The organism is Bacillus sp. N13C7 (genome assembly GCF_026790065.1).
Classification (GTDB): Bacteria; Bacillota; Bacilli; order Bacillales; family Bacillaceae; genus Bacillus.
On record NZ_JALAMO010000016.1, the window covers coordinates 42,794 to 60,422 of the forward strand.

General features: G+C 50.2%; 15 protein-coding genes and 1 pseudogene. All 16 read right to left on the bottom strand.

From position 1 onward, the window contains the following. Positions 1-69 precede the first annotated feature (69 nt). The 16 genes and pseudogenes from rhgX to cotJC all read right to left on the bottom strand — a co-directional run bounded on the left by rhgX (position 70) and on the right by cotJC (position 17,627). Positions 70-1,908, bottom strand: coding sequence for a rhamnogalacturonan exolyase (gene rhgX, locus MOB98_RS16430; protein WP_268361434.1), 1,839 nt, complete (start codon positions 1,906-1,908; stop codon positions 70-72). A gap of 45 nt (positions 1,909-1,953) precedes the next feature. Continuing rightward, the gene (gene rhgW, locus MOB98_RS16435) at positions 1,954-3,798 is read right to left on the bottom strand and encodes a rhamnogalacturonan lyase (protein WP_268361436.1); all 1,845 of its coding nucleotides are present in this window, start codon (positions 3,796-3,798) and stop codon (positions 1,954-1,956) included. Between the two features lie 138 nt (positions 3,799-3,936). Then, positions 3,937-4,563, bottom strand: a complete 627-nt coding sequence (locus MOB98_RS16440) for a YesL family protein (RefSeq protein ID WP_268361438.1) — start codon at positions 4,561-4,563, stop codon at positions 3,937-3,939. Next, positions 4,560-5,222, bottom strand: coding sequence for a YesU family protein (locus tag MOB98_RS16445; RefSeq protein ID WP_268361439.1), 663 nt, complete (start codon positions 5,220-5,222; stop codon positions 4,560-4,562). The genes MOB98_RS16440 and MOB98_RS16445 overlap by 4 nt, the downstream gene beginning before the upstream one ends. Further along, a complete protein-coding gene (gene rhgT / locus MOB98_RS16450) occupies positions 5,215-5,913 on the bottom strand; it encodes a rhamnogalacturonan acetylesterase (RefSeq protein WP_268361442.1) in 699 nt (232 codons plus the stop codon). Before rhgT ends, MOB98_RS16445 begins: the two co-directional genes overlap by 8 nt. Before the next feature lie 13 nt (positions 5,914-5,926). Continuing rightward, positions 5,927-8,212, bottom strand: coding sequence for an AraC family transcriptional regulator (locus MOB98_RS16455; RefSeq protein WP_268361444.1), 2,286 nt, complete (start codon positions 8,210-8,212; stop codon positions 5,927-5,929). A 21-nt stretch (positions 8,213-8,233) separates the two neighbouring features. Beyond that, positions 8,234-9,268, bottom strand: a complete 1,035-nt coding sequence (gene yesR, locus MOB98_RS16460) for a rhamnogalacturonyl hydrolase YesR (protein WP_268361445.1) — start codon at positions 9,266-9,268, stop codon at positions 8,234-8,236. 15 nt (positions 9,269-9,283) lie between these two features. After that, positions 9,284-10,174, bottom strand: coding sequence for a carbohydrate ABC transporter permease (locus tag MOB98_RS16465; protein WP_268361447.1), 891 nt, complete (start codon positions 10,172-10,174; stop codon positions 9,284-9,286). A gap of 3 nt (positions 10,175-10,177) precedes the next feature. Then, positions 10,178-11,083, bottom strand: a complete 906-nt coding sequence (locus MOB98_RS16470; protein WP_268361448.1) for a carbohydrate ABC transporter permease — start codon at positions 11,081-11,083, stop codon at positions 10,178-10,180. Positions 11,084-11,103: 20 nt separating this feature from the next. Continuing rightward, positions 11,104-12,387: an ABC transporter substrate-binding protein gene (locus tag MOB98_RS16475; protein WP_268361451.1), complete on the bottom strand. Its 1,284-nt coding sequence runs from the start codon at positions 12,385-12,387 to the stop codon at positions 11,104-11,106. 103 nt (positions 12,388-12,490) lie between these two features. Further along, on the bottom strand, positions 12,491-13,597 hold the full coding sequence (locus MOB98_RS16480) for a response regulator transcription factor (RefSeq protein WP_268361452.1): 1,107 nt from the start codon (positions 13,595-13,597) through the stop codon (positions 12,491-12,493). Continuing rightward, positions 13,597-15,330, bottom strand: a complete 1,734-nt coding sequence (locus MOB98_RS16485) for a sensor histidine kinase (RefSeq protein ID WP_268361455.1) — start codon at positions 15,328-15,330, stop codon at positions 13,597-13,599. The genes MOB98_RS16480 and MOB98_RS16485 overlap by 1 nt, the downstream gene beginning before the upstream one ends. Further along, entirely contained in the window at positions 15,327-15,956 is a 630-nt protein-coding gene (locus tag MOB98_RS16490; RefSeq protein WP_268361457.1) for a YesL family protein, read from the bottom strand. Before MOB98_RS16490 ends, MOB98_RS16485 begins: the two co-directional genes overlap by 4 nt. 113 nt (positions 15,957-16,069) lie before the next feature. After that, positions 16,070-16,370 (bottom strand): annotated as a pseudogene (locus tag MOB98_RS16495) (YesK-like family protein). A gap of 22 nt (positions 16,371-16,392) precedes the next feature. Then, entirely contained in the window at positions 16,393-16,935 is a 543-nt protein-coding gene (locus MOB98_RS16500; protein WP_268361459.1) for a GNAT family N-acetyltransferase, read from the bottom strand. A 122-nt stretch (positions 16,936-17,057) separates the two neighbouring features. Next, on the bottom strand, positions 17,058-17,627 hold the full coding sequence (cotJC, locus tag MOB98_RS16505; protein WP_268361462.1) for a spore coat protein CotJC: 570 nt from the start codon (positions 17,625-17,627) through the stop codon (positions 17,058-17,060). Positions 17,628-17,629 lie beyond the last annotated feature (2 nt).

Sequence of the window (17,629 nt, forward strand, 5' to 3'; positions counted from 1 at the left end):
GTTCGTCCTGCCCGTTGGTTAATCTTCTTGTCGCAGCGTTCAGCCTTTGCTTCGTATCCCTGATTCCACCTATAGAGGCGCCTCCTCTTTGCTGCCCGCTATATACAGGGCGGGCTTCGGCGGTTTTTTCATCCCTGTTCCAAGATAAAAGCCCGTGTGCGGCGGCTGGTTGTAGGCGGTATTCTGCCAAGCGATGCCGAGCCTGTAGACCGGATCGTGCATGAGTGTGTAAAAGCGGTGGCGGGTGAGATGTGTCGTTGTATAGATGCGGAGCGCACTGCTGTCTTCCGTTCTCCATATCACTTCTTCCCGCCAATCTCCAAACAGATTGGCCTGAAGAACCGGGTTTCCTTTCGTGCCGTTGTTGGACAGCACGCCGTACGGCTGAAATATCGTCTTCAGACAGCGGTTTTCAGCATCCCATTTTTCAATCTTTGGCCTGCCGATCGTTCCGTTCCAGTCATGATCAAGCAGTTCTCTGACCAAATCACCGTCCCACCAGATGGCGAAATTGGCTGAGGCAGGCGCTTTGTCGCTGATTTTTTCTCCTTTGCTCGTAAAAAGGCCGTATGACATTCCGTCATTGCCCGGCGGATCAATTCCCCAGACAAGCGACCCTTTGCAGTTTGGATCGATATGAGCCGCCATGCCTCTGCCGACATCTGTCCCGGCATGGACGCCCCATAATATCTCGCCGGTTCCGGCATCTCGCAGTGACAGTCCGTACGGCTTTGTGGCATCCTCATGCACCTGAAACACTTCAAGCCCTTTTCGGGACGGATCCAGATCCCCTACATGCATCGCATCTCCGTGCCCGAGTCCCGTTGTGTACAGGCCGGTACCGTCATGATCGACCGCCATGGCGCCGTAAATGATTTCATCCTTCCCGTCGCCGTCAACATCCGCCACGCTCAAGCTGTGGTTGCCCTGCCCTGCGTACGCTTCATTACCCGGCTGATTGGAATCAAATAGCCAGCGCTTTTTAAGCCTCCCGTTTCTGAAATCGTATGCCACGAGCACCGCTCTCGTATAGTAGCCGCGCGCCATCACGAGGCTCGGCCGTTCCCCATCCAAATAAGCGATTCCGGCGAGAAAACGGTCCATGCGGTTTCCGTAGCGGTCTCCCCAGTCCTCCAGCTTGCCGCGGGGCGGTTCATATTCCACGGTCGTGAGCGCTTCACCTGTTTCTCCTTTAAACACCGTCAAATATTCCGGTCCGGACAGAATCCTTCCCTGTTCATTTCTAAAATCGGCATGTTCATCGCCGATGATGTTTCCTTTCCCGTCTGTTGTGCCGTCGGCTGTTTTCATGGCGATTTCTGCTTTTCCGTCACCGTCCAGGTCATAAACCATAAACTGGGTATAATGCGCGCCCGCTCTGATGTTTCTGCCGAGGTTGATGCGCCACAAAAAGGTGCCGTCCAGTTTATAGGCATCTATGAGAACCTCCCCGGTATATCCGTCATGGGCGTTGTCTTTTGAATTGGACGGGTCCCACTTCAGGATGATTTCATATTCTCCATCCCCGTCCACATCCCCGACACTGGCATCATTGGCGCTGTAGGTGTACGGCTTTCCATCCGGCGTCACACCGCCTTCCGGTTTGTTAAGCGGAACCTCTAGGACATTTTCCCGCCAGACGGGAGCTTCTTTGGAAAGCTTTTCTTCCCGTCCTTTATTGACGGCCGCCACCTGATAAACAGAGTCCGCCGTCCCGTTTTGATCAAGAAAATTGGTGCTGTCCGCGATCGGCTCGCGAGTGATTCGCTTCCCATCCCGATAAAGGTGAAAAGCCGTCGTCTCATGATCTGTTCCCAGAAAACGCCAGCTGACAAACACGCCCTGCTCTGTCTTGACCGCAATTAAGCCTCTGGTCAAGTATTCCATCTGCCTCTTTTTTGGTTTCATTTGATGGGAACGGGCTGCGCGCAGCCCGTTCCTTCCCCCTTTCTATTAAGGTGTATACATATTCGGTTTTGGCTGTTCCGCCATGCCCTCTCCTAAAAAGAAGCTTGTGTGCGGCGGCTGGTTATACGCGACATTTTGCCAGGCGATGCCAAGCCGGTACACAGGATCGTGCATCAGCGTGTACAGCCTGTGCTCAGTCGGAATGGTCGTGGTGTAAATGCGGAGCGCACTGCTGTCCTCTGTTCGCCACACCACTTCCTCACGCCAGTCACCGAGCAGATCAGCCTGAAGTGCCGGTGTTGCTTTTGTGCCGTTGTTGGCGGCTGCGCCTGACGCAGTCAACACATTTTTCGATACGCCGTTTTGATAATCCCACTTATCGATTCGGTTGCTGTCCAGCTGTTCCCGCAGCAAGTCGCCGTCCCACCAGATGCCGAAGTTGGTCGAGGATGGAACGCTGCTTCCGATTTTGACCCCTTTTGCTGAGTAAAGGGAACCGTTTGCCCACACCTCCTGTCCCGGATAACGCGGGTCGATATCAGCAGCCATCCCGCGGCCTACATCCTTGCCGGCATAAACGCCCCAAAGGATTTTACCGGTTGCTGCATCCCGGAAGGATAAGCCGTATTTTGCATTTTTGTCCTCATGTACTTGAAACACCTCAAGCCCAGGCCGGCTTGGATCAAGATCCCCGGTATGGAGGGCATCTCCGTGGCCTAAGCCAGTCGAGTACATGCCTTTGCCATCTTGATCAACAGCCATTGAGCCAAAAATGATCTCATCTTTACCGTCTCCGTCAACATCCGCGATGCTCAGGTTGTGATTCCCCTGTCCGGCAAACGCTTCATTTCCCGACTTCGAAGAATCAAGCGTCCAAAGCTTTGACAGCTTTCCGTCTCTGAAGTTATAGGCGACAAGCATGGTTTTGGCATAATACCCTCTAGTCATGATCAAGCTCGGCCGCTGTCCGTCGAGGTAGGCAATCCCAGCTAGAAACCGGTCCACCCGGTTGCCGTAGCTGTCTCCCCAATCCGACACATTGCCGCGCGCCGGTTCAAAGTTTGCGGTGACAAGCTCTTTCCCGGTTGCACCTTGAAACACAGTGAGATATTCAGGCCCTGAAAGCACACGCCCCTGTTCATTTCTGTAATCAGCATTGGCATTTCCAATCACTTTGCCCGTGCCGTCTTTTGTCCCGTCTGCCGTTTTCATCGCCACTTCCGCCTTTCCGTCACCATCAAGGTCATACACCATAAACTGGGTGTAGTGCGCGCCCGCTCTGATGTTTTTGCCGAGATTGATCCGCCATAATTTCGTTCCGTCCAGTTTATACGCGTCAATCAGCACGTCACCCGTATAGCCATCCTGTGAATTGTCCTTTGAATGAGACGGGTCCCATTTCAGGATCAGCTCGTATTGCCCGTCTCCATCCACATCGCCAACACTTGCGTCATTGGCGCTGTAGGTGTAAGCTTCACCCTTTGGCATCGTGCCGCCAGCCGGTTTATCCAGCCGGACAGAATGATACGGCTGCGCCCATACGGAGGCTTTTTCAGAAGCCGCCTGTTCGGTTCCGTTTACGATAGCCCGAACCGTATACGCAGAGCCCGCCGATCCGTTTTTATCCACATAGTTCGTGGTTTTGACAGGCGCAGCATTCAGCTTTTGCCCGTCTCTGTACACATTGAACGAAACCGATGCGTTTTCAGTGCCAAGAAACCGCCAGCTGACAAAAATGCCGCTGTCCGTCCTGACCGCCACAAGTCCGCGGTTCAGCGCTTCCATCTGCCGCGCTGCTCCTTCTGCTTTCACAGGAAATAAAGAGGCACCCATCATCAACAAGACCAGCAACGTAACAGCGGTAAACATGCGTTTCCTTCGTGTAATCATCAGACAGCTCCTTCTCTTTTATCTGTAAGCGCTTACTTATATTGGATTTTATGCGCTGTGAGGGCTGTCTTCAATTTCACTTTTTTGCAACTGCCTTTTTGGGACATTGCACTTTTTTGCATGATTGTCATTTTTTTGCTACCCAGCTTGGCGGTGCCGGGCCTCCGTCTTTTGAAATCCTCTGAAAGCAAAAAACATCGACACAAGCCCAAATAAACATGGACCGTAAAATGGGATCAGTCCCGGAAGCGTATACAGCAAATAAAGGACAAATCCGCAGCCCATCAGCATACAGCCCGTCGTCAGAGGCTGCATGGCGCCAAACAGCAGCGCTTGCGGAATATATTTGCGAAGCGGGAGCTGGTAGTGCACATAAAGGGGAAACACATACATCAGCGCAATGATATACAAAAGCCCTGCAAGCAGCGTGCAGCTCGTCACGGTAAAGGACAGCCAATCCGCATTTGCAGAAAAGTAATGATAGTTCGCGGACAATATGAGCAAAAGAGCCGCAAACGCCAATCCGATCGCATTGACCTTGAGAAACTCTTTTTTGTAGGTGGCTAAAAATAATGGAAACACCGGGACATCCTTTTGCCCCATCAGCCATTTCCGTATGACGGCACACATCGCAGCTGTGCTCGGCGCCCATCCGAAAAGGACGCCGCCCAAAAGCGTAAACAACAGCCACAGCCCGTTGAGCCACGCAATTTTCACCACCGCTTCACAGCCTGCATAAAGCGCATCCGTTACCGTCGTCTTCATCTTCTCACCGCTTGATGCACAGCAAAATCTCGATAAGCGGCTTTCATGGGCGCCATCTGCCGGATCCCGATTTTACCTTTTGTTAACACGGGCCCATATGTGCTGCCGTCGTCCATCCACTCAAGAATGGGCAGATCATTGATTGAAAAGTGCACATAGCCTTTGTCTTTAATAAGCTTCATATGATAAGGGGCGTCAGCGTCATCTGGAGAAGGCAGCGGATCGGCTCCCATCGCGGTGAGGTGGAAACCGCGGCTTTTTCTTAAATTGCAGGTGCGGAACGCTCTTTCCTCCGCGTATTTTCTACGGAAATACGACAGATGGAGCGCGTTGATGTCCCCCGAATGATACTCGGGGTATTTTCCCGTTCTTTTCTGGAGACTTGGATCAAACAAATCCTCGCCTCCCATTCCCGCAGCGGAAAAAAACAGCATACACAAGCCCGGCTGCTCCATCGGGAAGAAGTCCCACGTCACAATGATGCCGTCTGGAAAGGTTTCCGGGCACCAATAGACAAAGTGTGCTTCGTCTTGAACATGCGACAGGTGCAAGCGGTGATCGTCAAATGAGATCTGTCCGCCGCCCTCCATCCGCCAGTCCTTCACATCGCTTACTGACCGGAGCGGATTGCGGTACAGGCACGCGCCTTCCTTATACATATTCTTTTCCCTCCCGGCTCACAAGGTGGTCCTTCAGCGGAAGGCCGAGCTCTTCAATGCCTTCTGCCACAAGCTTCGCAACCTCCATTGCCCCTTCTTCCGAAAAATGCGTATTGTCCTCAATGCCGTCCGGATAATTCGGATGTTCATTCGGCTGAAACCAAACGAACAATCGCTTCGACTCCTCCGGTCCGTATGCTTCATAGAGCTCCTTTGTTTTTGCAAGCAGATCAATCACGGGCACATCAAGCTCCTTCGCCAGTGCTTTCATCGCATCAGGGTACTCGCCGAGTGTATGCTCAATCCGACCGTTTTCGTCAAAGCGGCGGCGCTGCACCGATGTGACGAATACGGGGTGCGCTCCCTTTCCGCGTGCCGTATCTGCAAACAGGGTGAGAAATTGCTGAAACGTGGAGTACGGCTTCGTCCCGCGCGGTTTCTGGTCATTGTGGCCGAATTGAATAAACAAATAATCGCCTTGCGTGATGCGCTCAGCAATCGACTGAAGCCTTCCTTCCTCCACAAAAGAATTGGTGCTCGCCCCTCCTTTGGCGTGATTGCGCACCTTCACATCTTCAGAAAACAATTGCCCGAATACCTGCCCCCACCCCGCCATCGGCGCTTCATGAGGCGGGCAGTCACTCACGGTGGAATCCCCCGCTAAAAACACTTGAATCGGTTTCTCCATCACACGTTCTCTCCTTTCATGGCGTTTCCTGATACATTTGCCTGAAGACACCCGGCGGCATGCCGACCTGTTTTTTAAAAATCCGATTGAAGTAATTGTGACGGTAGCCGACTGCTTCTGACACATCATGAATTTTTTTATTCGTATTCACCAGCAGTTCTTTCGCCTTTTCGATTCTGATGTGGGTCACATAATCGATAAAATTAATGCCGGTCACTTGCTTAAATGCCTTGCTTAACGTATATGAATTCATGCCAAGCGCATCGGCACAGCTTTCCAATGAAATGTCCGCCATATACTGTTTGTGAATCATCGCAATCACACGTTCTACCAGCTGCTTTTGCTGTCGGTTTTTTCTGCCCTCAAGCTTGGAAAGGTAAGGCGTCACGACAGCATCCATCAGCCAGGCCGCCGCTTCACCGGGTTCGCGCAGTTCTGAAATGTCAAGAAGCAGATCCCGATGCTGAAGCAGTTCACTCGGATTGAGCCCGGAATGCAGAATATCCTCCTGAATGCGGGAAAACAGCTGAATCAGGGCGGAGTGCACATGCCTGTCTATGGCCGCCTTTTCCGCCAGTTCCTCCATGCATACACGAATCAGTTCCCCGGCATCCTGTTTTCTCTCCAGCCGGATGGCCTGAACAATTTGTTTTTCCAGCTCAAAAGGATAATAGGGGGCTGTTTGCTCATCGTGAAGGCTGTCTGCCTGCAAATCAATCACCTGATGCCGGTTGGCAAACTGCCTGCGTGATTTGCCGCTTTTCACATCTTTAAATAAAGAGGGGATCTCCGTGACGCGCTCCGTCCTCCTGCTCATCGTTCCGGTCAGGCTCAATCCGGTGACATCACCAAATTGGCGTGCAAGCTCCGTTACATACGCCCTCAGATCAGAGCTGTTTGTTTTCATCACTAGCACGGTCACGGAAAGCCGGCCGATATCAAATATGGAGATCTGCAAACAGCTTTTTGCCGCTAGCTCCTCAGCGATATTAGTCAGTGTAAACACAGCGAGCTGTTCATCACCTTCACGGAAGATGCTTTTTTCGCAGCGGAGCCCCGTCACCTGAAGATCAAGGACATGAAACACGTTTCCTCCGATGTTCCACCCAGCCTCCTCCATCCTCGATCTGAGGCTTTCCTCGTTGTCATAGTAAAAATCGCCCTGCAGGAGGTGCTGCAAAAAACTCTTTTTCATGTGGGGTGTCTGCCGCAGGAGCTGCTCTTGAAGCTTCCGGCTTTCAAGGGATAGATCATGCCATCTCTTTTCAATCCACTTGAATTCATCCTGCCCGGATGCCTGCCATGTTTTCTTCTCTCCGCCGGTAAACAGGCCAAGCAAATGCTGAATAGGACGATAGATTTTTTTCGAGGCGTACCACGTCATGCACACGGCTAAGCCGATGCAAATGACAAGCATCACAATGATCACTTTTGATAAAAACACCATCGACGCTGTAATGGCAGAAAGAGGTGCCGCCGAAACAAACGTCCATTGCTGATGCATTCGGTTCATTTCTCCAAAGGAGACGGAATACACCTTGCCGTCCCATTCCATCTGAAAATGGCCTTTCTCAGCAGGCTGTTTTTTTACCTCTTGTAGTAAAGCCTTTTTAAAATCTTTTTCCCCCTCATGAAATAACACCTCTTGATTCTGATCCAAAAGCAGGGCACTGCCATCAGGATAGGGGGACAGACTTTGCAGGATCGATTCCATTTCTTTCGGATCAACCGCCAGCATGACCGCGCCAAACGGTTTCTCCGCCGCGCCCGGAATGAGCTGGATCAGCATCGCTTGATCTCCAGACTGTTTCCAATAAATACTGTTGTCAGAGGCGAGCAGCGAGCGATACTTGCGAAGCGCCTCCTGTTCGGTCAAAGCGCTGTATTCGGGGCTCAGCACAAGAGGCCGGGGGCTGTTCAGAAAGATGGAAGCCTGCTCGATCAGCGGCTGCTGATCCCGTAAAAGAAACAGCCTTTTCGTCAGTTGATAGGAGAACGTAAAGTCTTTCTCCAAATCCCTTTCGGCCAATCCGTTCATCAGCGAAGAATCGTTTGCCATCTGGGTAAGAGCCAGCTCCAATACTCCAAGCTTTTCATCCATCCGGCTGACCTCACGCGCCACCTGTGTTTCATGCGATCTCTGCAGCTCTTTCTCTACCTTGTCGATCGAAAGAAAGTAGATAGCGCCGCCAGTCAGCAATCCAGGAATACAGGCAATCAGCAAAATGAAGACAAAGTTTCTTTTGAAATACGTTCCCTTCCAGCGAGAAACCCGTTCCTTCTGTTGAGGCTGTTTTTTCATCCCTTTCCCCCCGCCGCCGTCTTACTGATACACGCGTTTTTTTGTTCTTAACACATCAGCAAGAAACGTCAGCGCAAGTCCCTGTCCCCATCCTTGTATTCGTTTATAAGGCACCTGCTTGTATCCTTCGGCATTTTTCATGACGGCTGTTCCGGCCGATACCTTGCTGACCCGTCCGTCCTCTTCTACCGCATCCAAAATGGCGCCAAGCGATTTTTGCACATATTTCGTATAGAGCTTCCCGCTCGACAGCAGAGCAGAGGCAATGCCCGCCGATGCCGATACCTCCAGATACGAATCCGGGTCATCCAAAATGGTATGCCACAATCCTGATTCATCCTGAAGCCGGACAAGCGCGCTCAGCTGGTCTCTGAGCGAACCGTCGATGATCATAAAGGAGGGATGCGTCACCTCAATGAGCGGGAGCGCCTTTGCCATCGTGAGTGCTGCCCAGCCGTTCGCCCTGCCCCAGTAAATGCCCGACAGATGATTTTGCGCTTTGTTATCCCAGGCGTGGTAGTACAAATTCGTGACAGGGTCCTGAAGCACGTCTTCATGTCCGTGAAACTGGCGCAGACCGTCTTCAAAATAATCCTCGCGCTCCATCACCCGCCCGATTCTCAGCATAAACAGCCCCGCCATCATCAGCGTATCCGCCCATGCCTGCTCAGGAAACACATATTCTGCTGAATTCACTGTATGCTGAAGGATGCCCTCACCAAAGCGCGGCGCCTTATGCAGCACATATTCCGCCATCTCGCCGGCCGTTTCTAAATATACGTGATCCCCCGTCACTTTATGGAGAAATAAAAGCGTATGCCCAATAGAAACCCCGTTGATCGAAAGCGGGGGAAGCCCATCCTCCAGCTGTTCATCCACCCATGTTTTTAGCAGATTGATATATTCCTCGTTTTCCGTTGCTTCATAAGCCTCCGCCACGCCGTAAAATGCGACGCCGCCCGGCCAATCCCACGCAAAATCCATCTGAAATGTCCGTTTCACGATCCGGTCAATGACGGACGTCACCTTTTCTTCATCAAAGATTAGCTGTGCCATCTGCAACACTCCTTTTTATTTTAATCCTGTCGTACTGATCCCCTGAACGATATATTTCTGAAACAAAAAGAATACGAGAATCACAGGCAATAACGAGACAGCCGACATCGCAAACATCGCGCCCCAGTTCGAAGCTGATTCCGTATCGAGGAAAAGCTTCAGCGCAAGTGAAACTGGATAAAGCTCCGGCTTATTCAAATACAAGAGCGGCTGAATCAGCTCCTCCCACTTCCAATAGAAGGAGAAAATCGCGGACGTCGCAAGCGCCGGGGCAATCAGCGGCAGAATGATCCGCCAAAAGCAGGCAAAGCGCCCGCAGCCGTCGATTCGCGCGGCTTCATCCAGCTCCTCGGGTATCGTCCGGATAAACTGGATCATCAGAAAAATAAAAAACGCATGCCCGAAAAACTGCGGAACAACAATCGGTTTAAAAGAATTCAGCCAGTCTAATTTCGCAAACAAAATGTACTGCGGAATCATCAGCACTTCATGTGGCAGCATTAACGTCCCCATCATGCAGGCGAACCAAAATTTTTTTCCCTTAAACGGAATACGGGCAAATCCATACGCAATGACAGCCGATGACAGGACGGCTCCGATTGTTGACAGCCCGACAATGATCGCCGAGTTCTTAATAAAGGTCAGAAACGGCTGCCCCGCAATCCCCTTCCAGCCTTCAACATAGTTGCTGAGAATAAAAGGATCGGGAATGAGAGAATGAGAGGTTGTAAAAATACTGGCGCTTTCCTTAAACGAGCTGACAAACAGCCAAATGACCGGGTACAGCAATAACACCGCCAGCGAGGCCGTAAAAACATGGAACAGTATGCGCTTGGGCCTGACGCGCCCGGCTTTTTTTCTCTCAAAAACCGGAGCTTCTTTGACAGGCTGGTTGACCGGCTCCATCCGTCATTCCTCCTTTGACTCGTAATGAACCCAATAAGACGATGTTTTAAACAGAATCAGCGTAATCAGCCCGACAATGATAAGCATGACCCACGCCATCGCCGATGCGTAGCCCATTTGAAAATAGTTAAACGCCCGCTGGAACAAATAGAGCGAATACAAAAGCGTCCCGTCAAGCGGCCCGCCCTCGCCCTTCGAGATGATATAGGCAGGTGTAAACGTCATAAAGGCAGAAATCGTCTGCATGACCAGATTGAAGAAAATAATCGGCGTGAGGATCGGAAGCGTGATCTGAAAGAAACGCTGCACCCGATTTGCCCCATCCACGCTGGCCGCTTCCAAATACGAAGACGGGATGTTTTTCAGCCCGGCCAGAAAAATCAGCATTGACGACCCGAACTGCCAGACAGACAGCAGAATCAATGTCCACAGCGCACTTGTCGGGTCCTGATACCAAAGAATTTTTTGATCAATCCCGACAAAAAACAGAAGCGCATTAATGACCCCGTCATTGCCGAAAATATTGCGCCACATAATCGCCACGGCCACGCTCCCGCCGATGATGGAAGGGAGGTAAAAAAGCGTTCTGTACAAGGCCGTTCCTTTGGATGCATTGGTTAAAATGACAGCGATAAAAAGCGCGAAGCCGAGGCGGAGCGGAACCCCGGCAAGCACATACGTAAACGTCACCTTCAGCGACTGCCAATACTTTTCATCACCCGTAAACATTTCCTTGTAGTTGTCGAGCCCGATCCACTTCGGCGCCGTAAACAAGTCATAGCTTGTGAAGGACAGAAACAGGGACGCCCCCATTGGAATCACCGTAAAACAAAGGAACCCGATAATGAACGGAGAAATAAAAGCATATCCCGCCAGATTGTCTTTTCTCATACTCCGGCTTGTTTTCATTGCGTCAGCCCCATTTCCCGTTAATTATTCCTTTCTAAAATTTCATTGGCCTGCTTCCGGAATGTTTTGGCGGCTTTTTCCGGCGATACCTTCTGATACAGAATCTGATCAGACGTATCCTTCAGCAGCTTGATGACCTCCGCACTTCCCACAGGCTCCGGCGGATCGGCTTTGCTGATGTTTTTTGACGCGGTTTCTACATATTCCACGATGTTGGCTTCTTCCTCATTCAGCTTCGGTTTAATCGCATCCGCCACCTTGCCGGATACCGGTACTCCCCGCTCGCCTTTGATCAGCATGTTGGCTTCCCTATTGTTGACGAAGAAGTCGATAAACTTTGCGGCCTCTTTTTTATGCTCAGAGCTTTTCGGAATCGAAAACAGCATACTCGGCTTCAGCGTCAGCGCCTTTTCCTTCATTTGCTCCGGCGGCAGATAGAGAGACAGCGGCGAGTCTGTCAGCCGGGCAAAGCCCAAGTATTGATTAGAGTAGTTCCACGTAATGGCTGATTTGCCTTTGACGATAAAGTCGTCCTCCATCCCTTTAATCTGTGCGCTTTCATCAGGCGTTGGAGATGTTTTTGCTTTGACCAGCCTCAGCTGCCTTTTAAAATAATCGACAAACAGCTGATCATCCTGATACGCGAGGCCTGTGCCGTCTTCTTTATAAAAACGCTCACCCTTCGTGCGCAAGTAATACGGGAAGAAAATATCAGGCGGATGCATACCGTTGGAGCCGTAGACACCAGCTTTATCCTGAAGATCATACGCCAGCTTCTCATAATCCTCCCATGTCCAGTTGTCCTGATTGATGGACACACCCGCTTTCTTTAGCAAATCATCATTCGCAATCACAGACAGCACGTTGACGCCTAGCGTAAACCCATAGAGCTTATTGTCAATTTTTCCACCCGACAGCATATTCTCTTCGATTGAACTGACATCAATCGTTCCATCCTTTGTATAAGGCGTTAAATCCTCCAGCTGGTTCTTCTTGCCGTATTGTGCCAAATACGCGGTATCCATTTGAATGATATCAGGAAGCTGGCCAGCGGCAGACATCGGCGCAAGCTTTTTCCAGTAGTCATCCCAGTTCGCAAATTCCGCTTCAATATGGACGTGCGGATTCTTTTTCTCGTAAAGTTCAATCACCTTGGTTGTATAATCATGCCGTGGCTGCCCGCCCCACCATGCGATTCTGAGCGTAATGTCCTCTTTTTTCCCCGATGCCTCTTCCCCTGAAGAACATCCGCTGAATAAAAAGACGCAGACAAGCGATAACAGCACATAACAAACCTTCTTCAAGCCAATCCCCCCTTTAATGTAAGTGCTTACATTTTATTTTAAAGCGTTCAGATGGGGCGAAACACTCAAAAAACAGTGGCGAAAGTAAAAAAAACAGAGATGGCTATCCAGCGGAAGCGCCTCCCTGTTTTCTTCTGAATTCTGACGGTGTCAGACCGGTATATTTTTTAAAAACGAGACTGAAATACTTCGGATTATCGCCAAACCCGATTTCTTCGGCAATTTCTGAAACGCTCACGTCCCTCCTTATTTTCATCTGCTTCATCGCATGCTCAAGCCGCACTCGCGTAACGTATTGGGAAAATTTCTCGCCTGTTTCCTGCTTAAATAATTTCCCGAGATAATCAGGATTCATAAACAGCATATCCTTCGCTGCCCACTTCAAGGATAGATTCGGGTTTCCGAGTTCGTCGGCAACAAGCCTGGTCATTTTTGAAATCACTGCGCTTCCGCGTAAGTCTCCAGATGCTTCGGCTGTGTCACGAAAGAGCTGCCCTGCATTCCGGAGTTCTCCCGCCTGACTGATGGCGATCTGGCGGTCCGCAAAAACGGCCGCCGCCTTATCAGCAGCGCTCTCCTCCACGGCCAGCACGGTCCATTCTCCGCTGCTGCAAACCGCTGTCAGCGCTGGACCGAATGCCTCTCTGGCCGCGGCATCAACAGATTGTTCCCCTTTTAAAATCATGAGGCGAACCTTTTTTTCGGCAAGTGAAGGCGGCGGAGACAGCTGGGCCACACCGGCGATCAACCCCTCCAAGTATTGATCAGCAGCGAAAGAACGAATATGATTGAGTTCATGTTTCAGATGAGAGGTTTTCTTTTTCCGCACCTCATGCTGCTTCAGCTCAGCAATGATTTCCTCCAGCGAGCTGATAATCTGCTGTTCATTACAGGGCTTCAGCAAATAATGCTTTACCCCATATTTCATGGCTTCCTTCGCGTACTCAAACTCTCCAAACCCGGACAGGACGATAAATTGAACCGACGGACTTTCGGCTGACACCTTTTTAATCAGCTCAAGCCCATCCATGCCGGGCATTTTGATATCTGTAATAACAATATGCGGCTGCTTATCTAATATCTTGTCATATGCTTCATTCCCATTCTGCGCTTTGCCGATTAATGAAGCGCCAAGCGCATCCCACTCAATGATTCCTGCCATTCCGTCAAGAATAATCCTCTCATCATCAGCCAGCAATATTTTATACATCACGCCACCTCATTTCGGTACGGTATTGTGATCACAATTCTTGTTCCCTTGTCTTGCCCGCTTTGAATGCGCAAGCCGTACGGCTCTCCGTACGTCAGCCGGATGCGTTCACGGATATTCCAAAGTCCGATTCCTCTTCCGCCCGATGTTTCAAGCATCCGTTCATCCATGCCGGGGCCGTTATCTTCGACCGTAATACAGACACAGTCCTTCATCTTTTGCGCCTGAAGGCGGATGGCGCACGGCCTTGTAAAAGGCTCAAGCGCGTATTGTATCGCATTTTCCGCTAGCGGCTGGAGCGTCAGTTTCGGAATGAGACAATGCTTCACCTCATCGTCAATATCTAACGTGAAGTTCAGGCGCTCCTCAAATCGAAACCGCTGAATGGTCATATAGTGAAGAACGATGTCCGCCTCCTCCTGAATGGTTACGATATCTTTCTTCATATGAATGCTGTTTCGAAGAAGAAAACCGAGTGATTCCACCATTTTTGAGATTTGCTTTTGCTGATTCGCCTTTGCGAGCCAATTGATGGACTCGAGCGTGTTATATAAAAAATGCGGGTTGATCTGGGCTTGCAGTGCCTTCAACTCGGTTTCTTTAATGATGAGCTGTTTTTCCACATTTTCTTCCATAAGCTCGTTAATCCGTTTCATCATGACAGTAAAATGGCGGTTCAGCATGCCAGCCTCATCCTGTGTATGTTCCGGCAGAGAAAGCGATACGCCCGCCTCAATGCCGCCGTCCTGCACCGATTTCATCGCAGACACAAGCTGCTCGATCGGCTCTGTAATGCTGTTGGCAATTTTCCGTCCGAAAAGCAAAACCACACAGAAAAACAGCAGAAAACACGTGCCGATCACCGTTTTCATAAAGGAAATTTTTTCGAACATCTGGTCAAAGGGGATGACATTATAGTAGCTCCAATTTTGATAGGATGATTGAAGGAAAGAAATAAAATACCGTTTGCCATTCTTTTTTATCAAGTCATAACCGGGGTGCTTTAGCGTGTCCTTTGCCGCCTCAGGCGCAAGCACCGAACCATGTGCCGAATACACCAAATGCCCGCCTTGGTCAGCGATCATGATGTCTCCGACTGAATCCCCCCAATCCTTTGGCAAATCACGGATCATCTGTTTCACATTGACTTGGATCAGCACCATGCCCAAGCCGTTTAACCTCAGCTGGTGATAGGATCTGATCTGCCGCGCTGAAATCAGGACAGGATCTGAGCCGCCGAGCGTCATCCAAAGATTTCTGCCATTTTTCGCTTTGGCTCGTTTAAACACCTCTTCCTGCTCCTGCTCCAAAAGATCTGAAGAACTGCTTCCGGCTGAATACTCTGAGCCGCGGGCATCGATCAAATGAATGGAATCGATGTACTTTTCATCACTGGCATATCCAGCCAGCTGATCCCAGAGCTCCTGCTTCATTTGATACTGATCGTACGTATCATCGCGATTTTGCATGCTCAGGATGCGCTGAATCTGTTCGTCCGTAATGATTTCATATGACACATCCTCTATTTTCTTCAGCTCGTCTTCGATCCTTTCAGAAGACATCCGCAGCACTTCCGACGACTTGCGGTAAATCTGCTCATCATACACATGAAAGGCGTATTGCACCCCGCTGTATACAAACAGAAAGGACACGGCCATAATCAGTGAAAGGAACACAAACAGCTTATCCTTAATCTTCATCCGCCTGTACCAGCCAGCAATTCTTTTTATCATGCCGCCTTTTCTTTCTCCTGGCGCTGATCCATTGACCGAAACGCTTTAAAGGATAGTTTCATTAAGATCAGGCTAAGTAAACTTCCGCTGAAGAACAGCAGAAACGTGACATGAAGCAGCACGAGAAACAATACACCGACAGCGCCTGCCGCCATGAGAAGCGTCACCGCCGGACGGCTGAAAGCAATCAAAAAGCTGATGCTCAATACCTCTCTGATTTTTACATCAAAATGAGAAAACACCGGGAACACATACAGCACAACAAATGCAAAAATCAAGCTGATGCTCAGGAACACATTGACAAGCACAGGCTGATTCATCTGAGCCACAATCCGCATATCCGCAAACAGAAACAGGCCCGCCGATACAAGGATAAGCCCGAGGAGCTGTGCTGCCTTCCACTCCTTTTGAAACGCTCGAAAAAAGACAGAAAACACCGGGGCATCCGTGTTTCCCTTCGCCCATTCTCTCGCCACCGAAAACATCGCCGCAGTAGCGGGCATCAGCCCAAATACAAGCAGACCTGCAAGGGAAAACAAAATCCAAAGCACATTCAAATAGGCTAATCTCATCACCCATGTACAAAAACGATTCAGCCCATTCGTCACACTGTGTAGCATCAACATCACCTTCCTGTCATGGAAAACGCTTTCAATTTAAAGTAATATGTATTTCTCCTTCCGAAAGAAAATTCCTGCTGCCTGTGAACAATTCGACATGATCCAGAGACAGCAGCCCGTTATCTGTTCCTGTATCGCCAGATAACCTTTTCGATCAAATATCCGGCAATGGCTCCGAAAATGACATTGAATCCAACCATTCCGAGGGCAGCCCCTTCCCAGCCGCGTACATACACGAGGCTGTACCAGATCGCAAACACACCAAGGACGATCAGCCCGGCCAATATCCATTCAGGCCGTCTTCTGTCAGGAAACTTCCTCCGCATCAAAACGGATACGCCAGCGAACAGACAAGCCGTCACAATCCCTATTACAAAAAAATTGGCCACATCGCCTGCCCTCCCTTTTAGAAAAAGACAAAAAAGCCTCCTGCAAAGGACGCTTATTCTGCCGTAATCTCTTTCTCAAATAAATGATATCCGGATGGATCAGCACCCATGAATTCATACCCCATACGCCGATAAAAGGAGTGCAAGGCATCATTATCAGCGACGCAGTCAAGCCGGATCCGTGTTTTTCCCGGAAAGTCAACACCTGTTTCTGCCCAATGAAGAACTCGCGCGCCAAGTCCCTGCCCTGCAAATCGGCGGCTTACTGCGAGGCGGTGCAAATAAATGGACTCCTCATGCCCATCATCACCCCAAAGCGTCCGGTCCCACTCGCTTGGTTCCGGCAGCAGCATTACGACAGCCGCAAGCTCTTCGTCTTTTTTAAACACAAACACATGTCCATTTTCAATGGAACCCGTGATATCATGTGTATCTTGCCCTTCCAGCAGCCCGCTCCATTGAGTAGAGCCCCGATCCCGGAGCCATTCAGCTGTTCGGACGAGCAGCCCGGTAATTGATTCTGCATCCTCATATACGGCCGGACACGCGTAAAATCCATCAGCAATCGTTTCACTCTGAATCTTAAAAGATGACATAAAGGCCTCCCAATCAAAAAGTAAGCTTGCTCACACCTTGATTATAATGCAGACCCAACAGCAAAAACAGACATTTTCTCTGTATGTAAAAGGGGTGCATGAAAGAGAGGCCGATCTGCCCATTAGAAAAACTTCTTTTTATCCCGTTCTTCTTTTAAAATCTCAACTGCTTCTCTGAAGCGCATAGAATGCACGATTTCACGTTCACGCAAAAAACGCAGGGAATCGTTCAAATCAGGATCATCCGATATATCGATCAGCCATTGATACGTCGCCCGCGCTTTTTCCTCTGCCGCAATGTCTTCGTATAAATCGGCAATCGGGTCGCCCTTCGCCTGGATATAGCTTGCCGTAAACGGCACGCCCGCCGCATTGTGATAGAAAAGCGCACTGTCATGATTAGCGTAGTGATCCCCGAGCCCCGCTTCACGCAGTTGCTCCGGCGTGGCATCTTTCGTCAGCTTATAGACCATGGTCGCAATCATTTCCAGATGGGCAAATTCCTCCGTGCCGATATCCGTTAAAAGGCCGATGACCTTATCAGGAATCGTATACCGCTGGTTCAAATACCGGAGAGCCGCGGCCAGCTCGCCGTCCGCTCCGCCATACTGCTCAATCAAATATTTCGCCAGTGTCGGATTGCACGTACTGACCTTGACAGGGTACTGCAGCTTCTTTTCATACACCCACATTC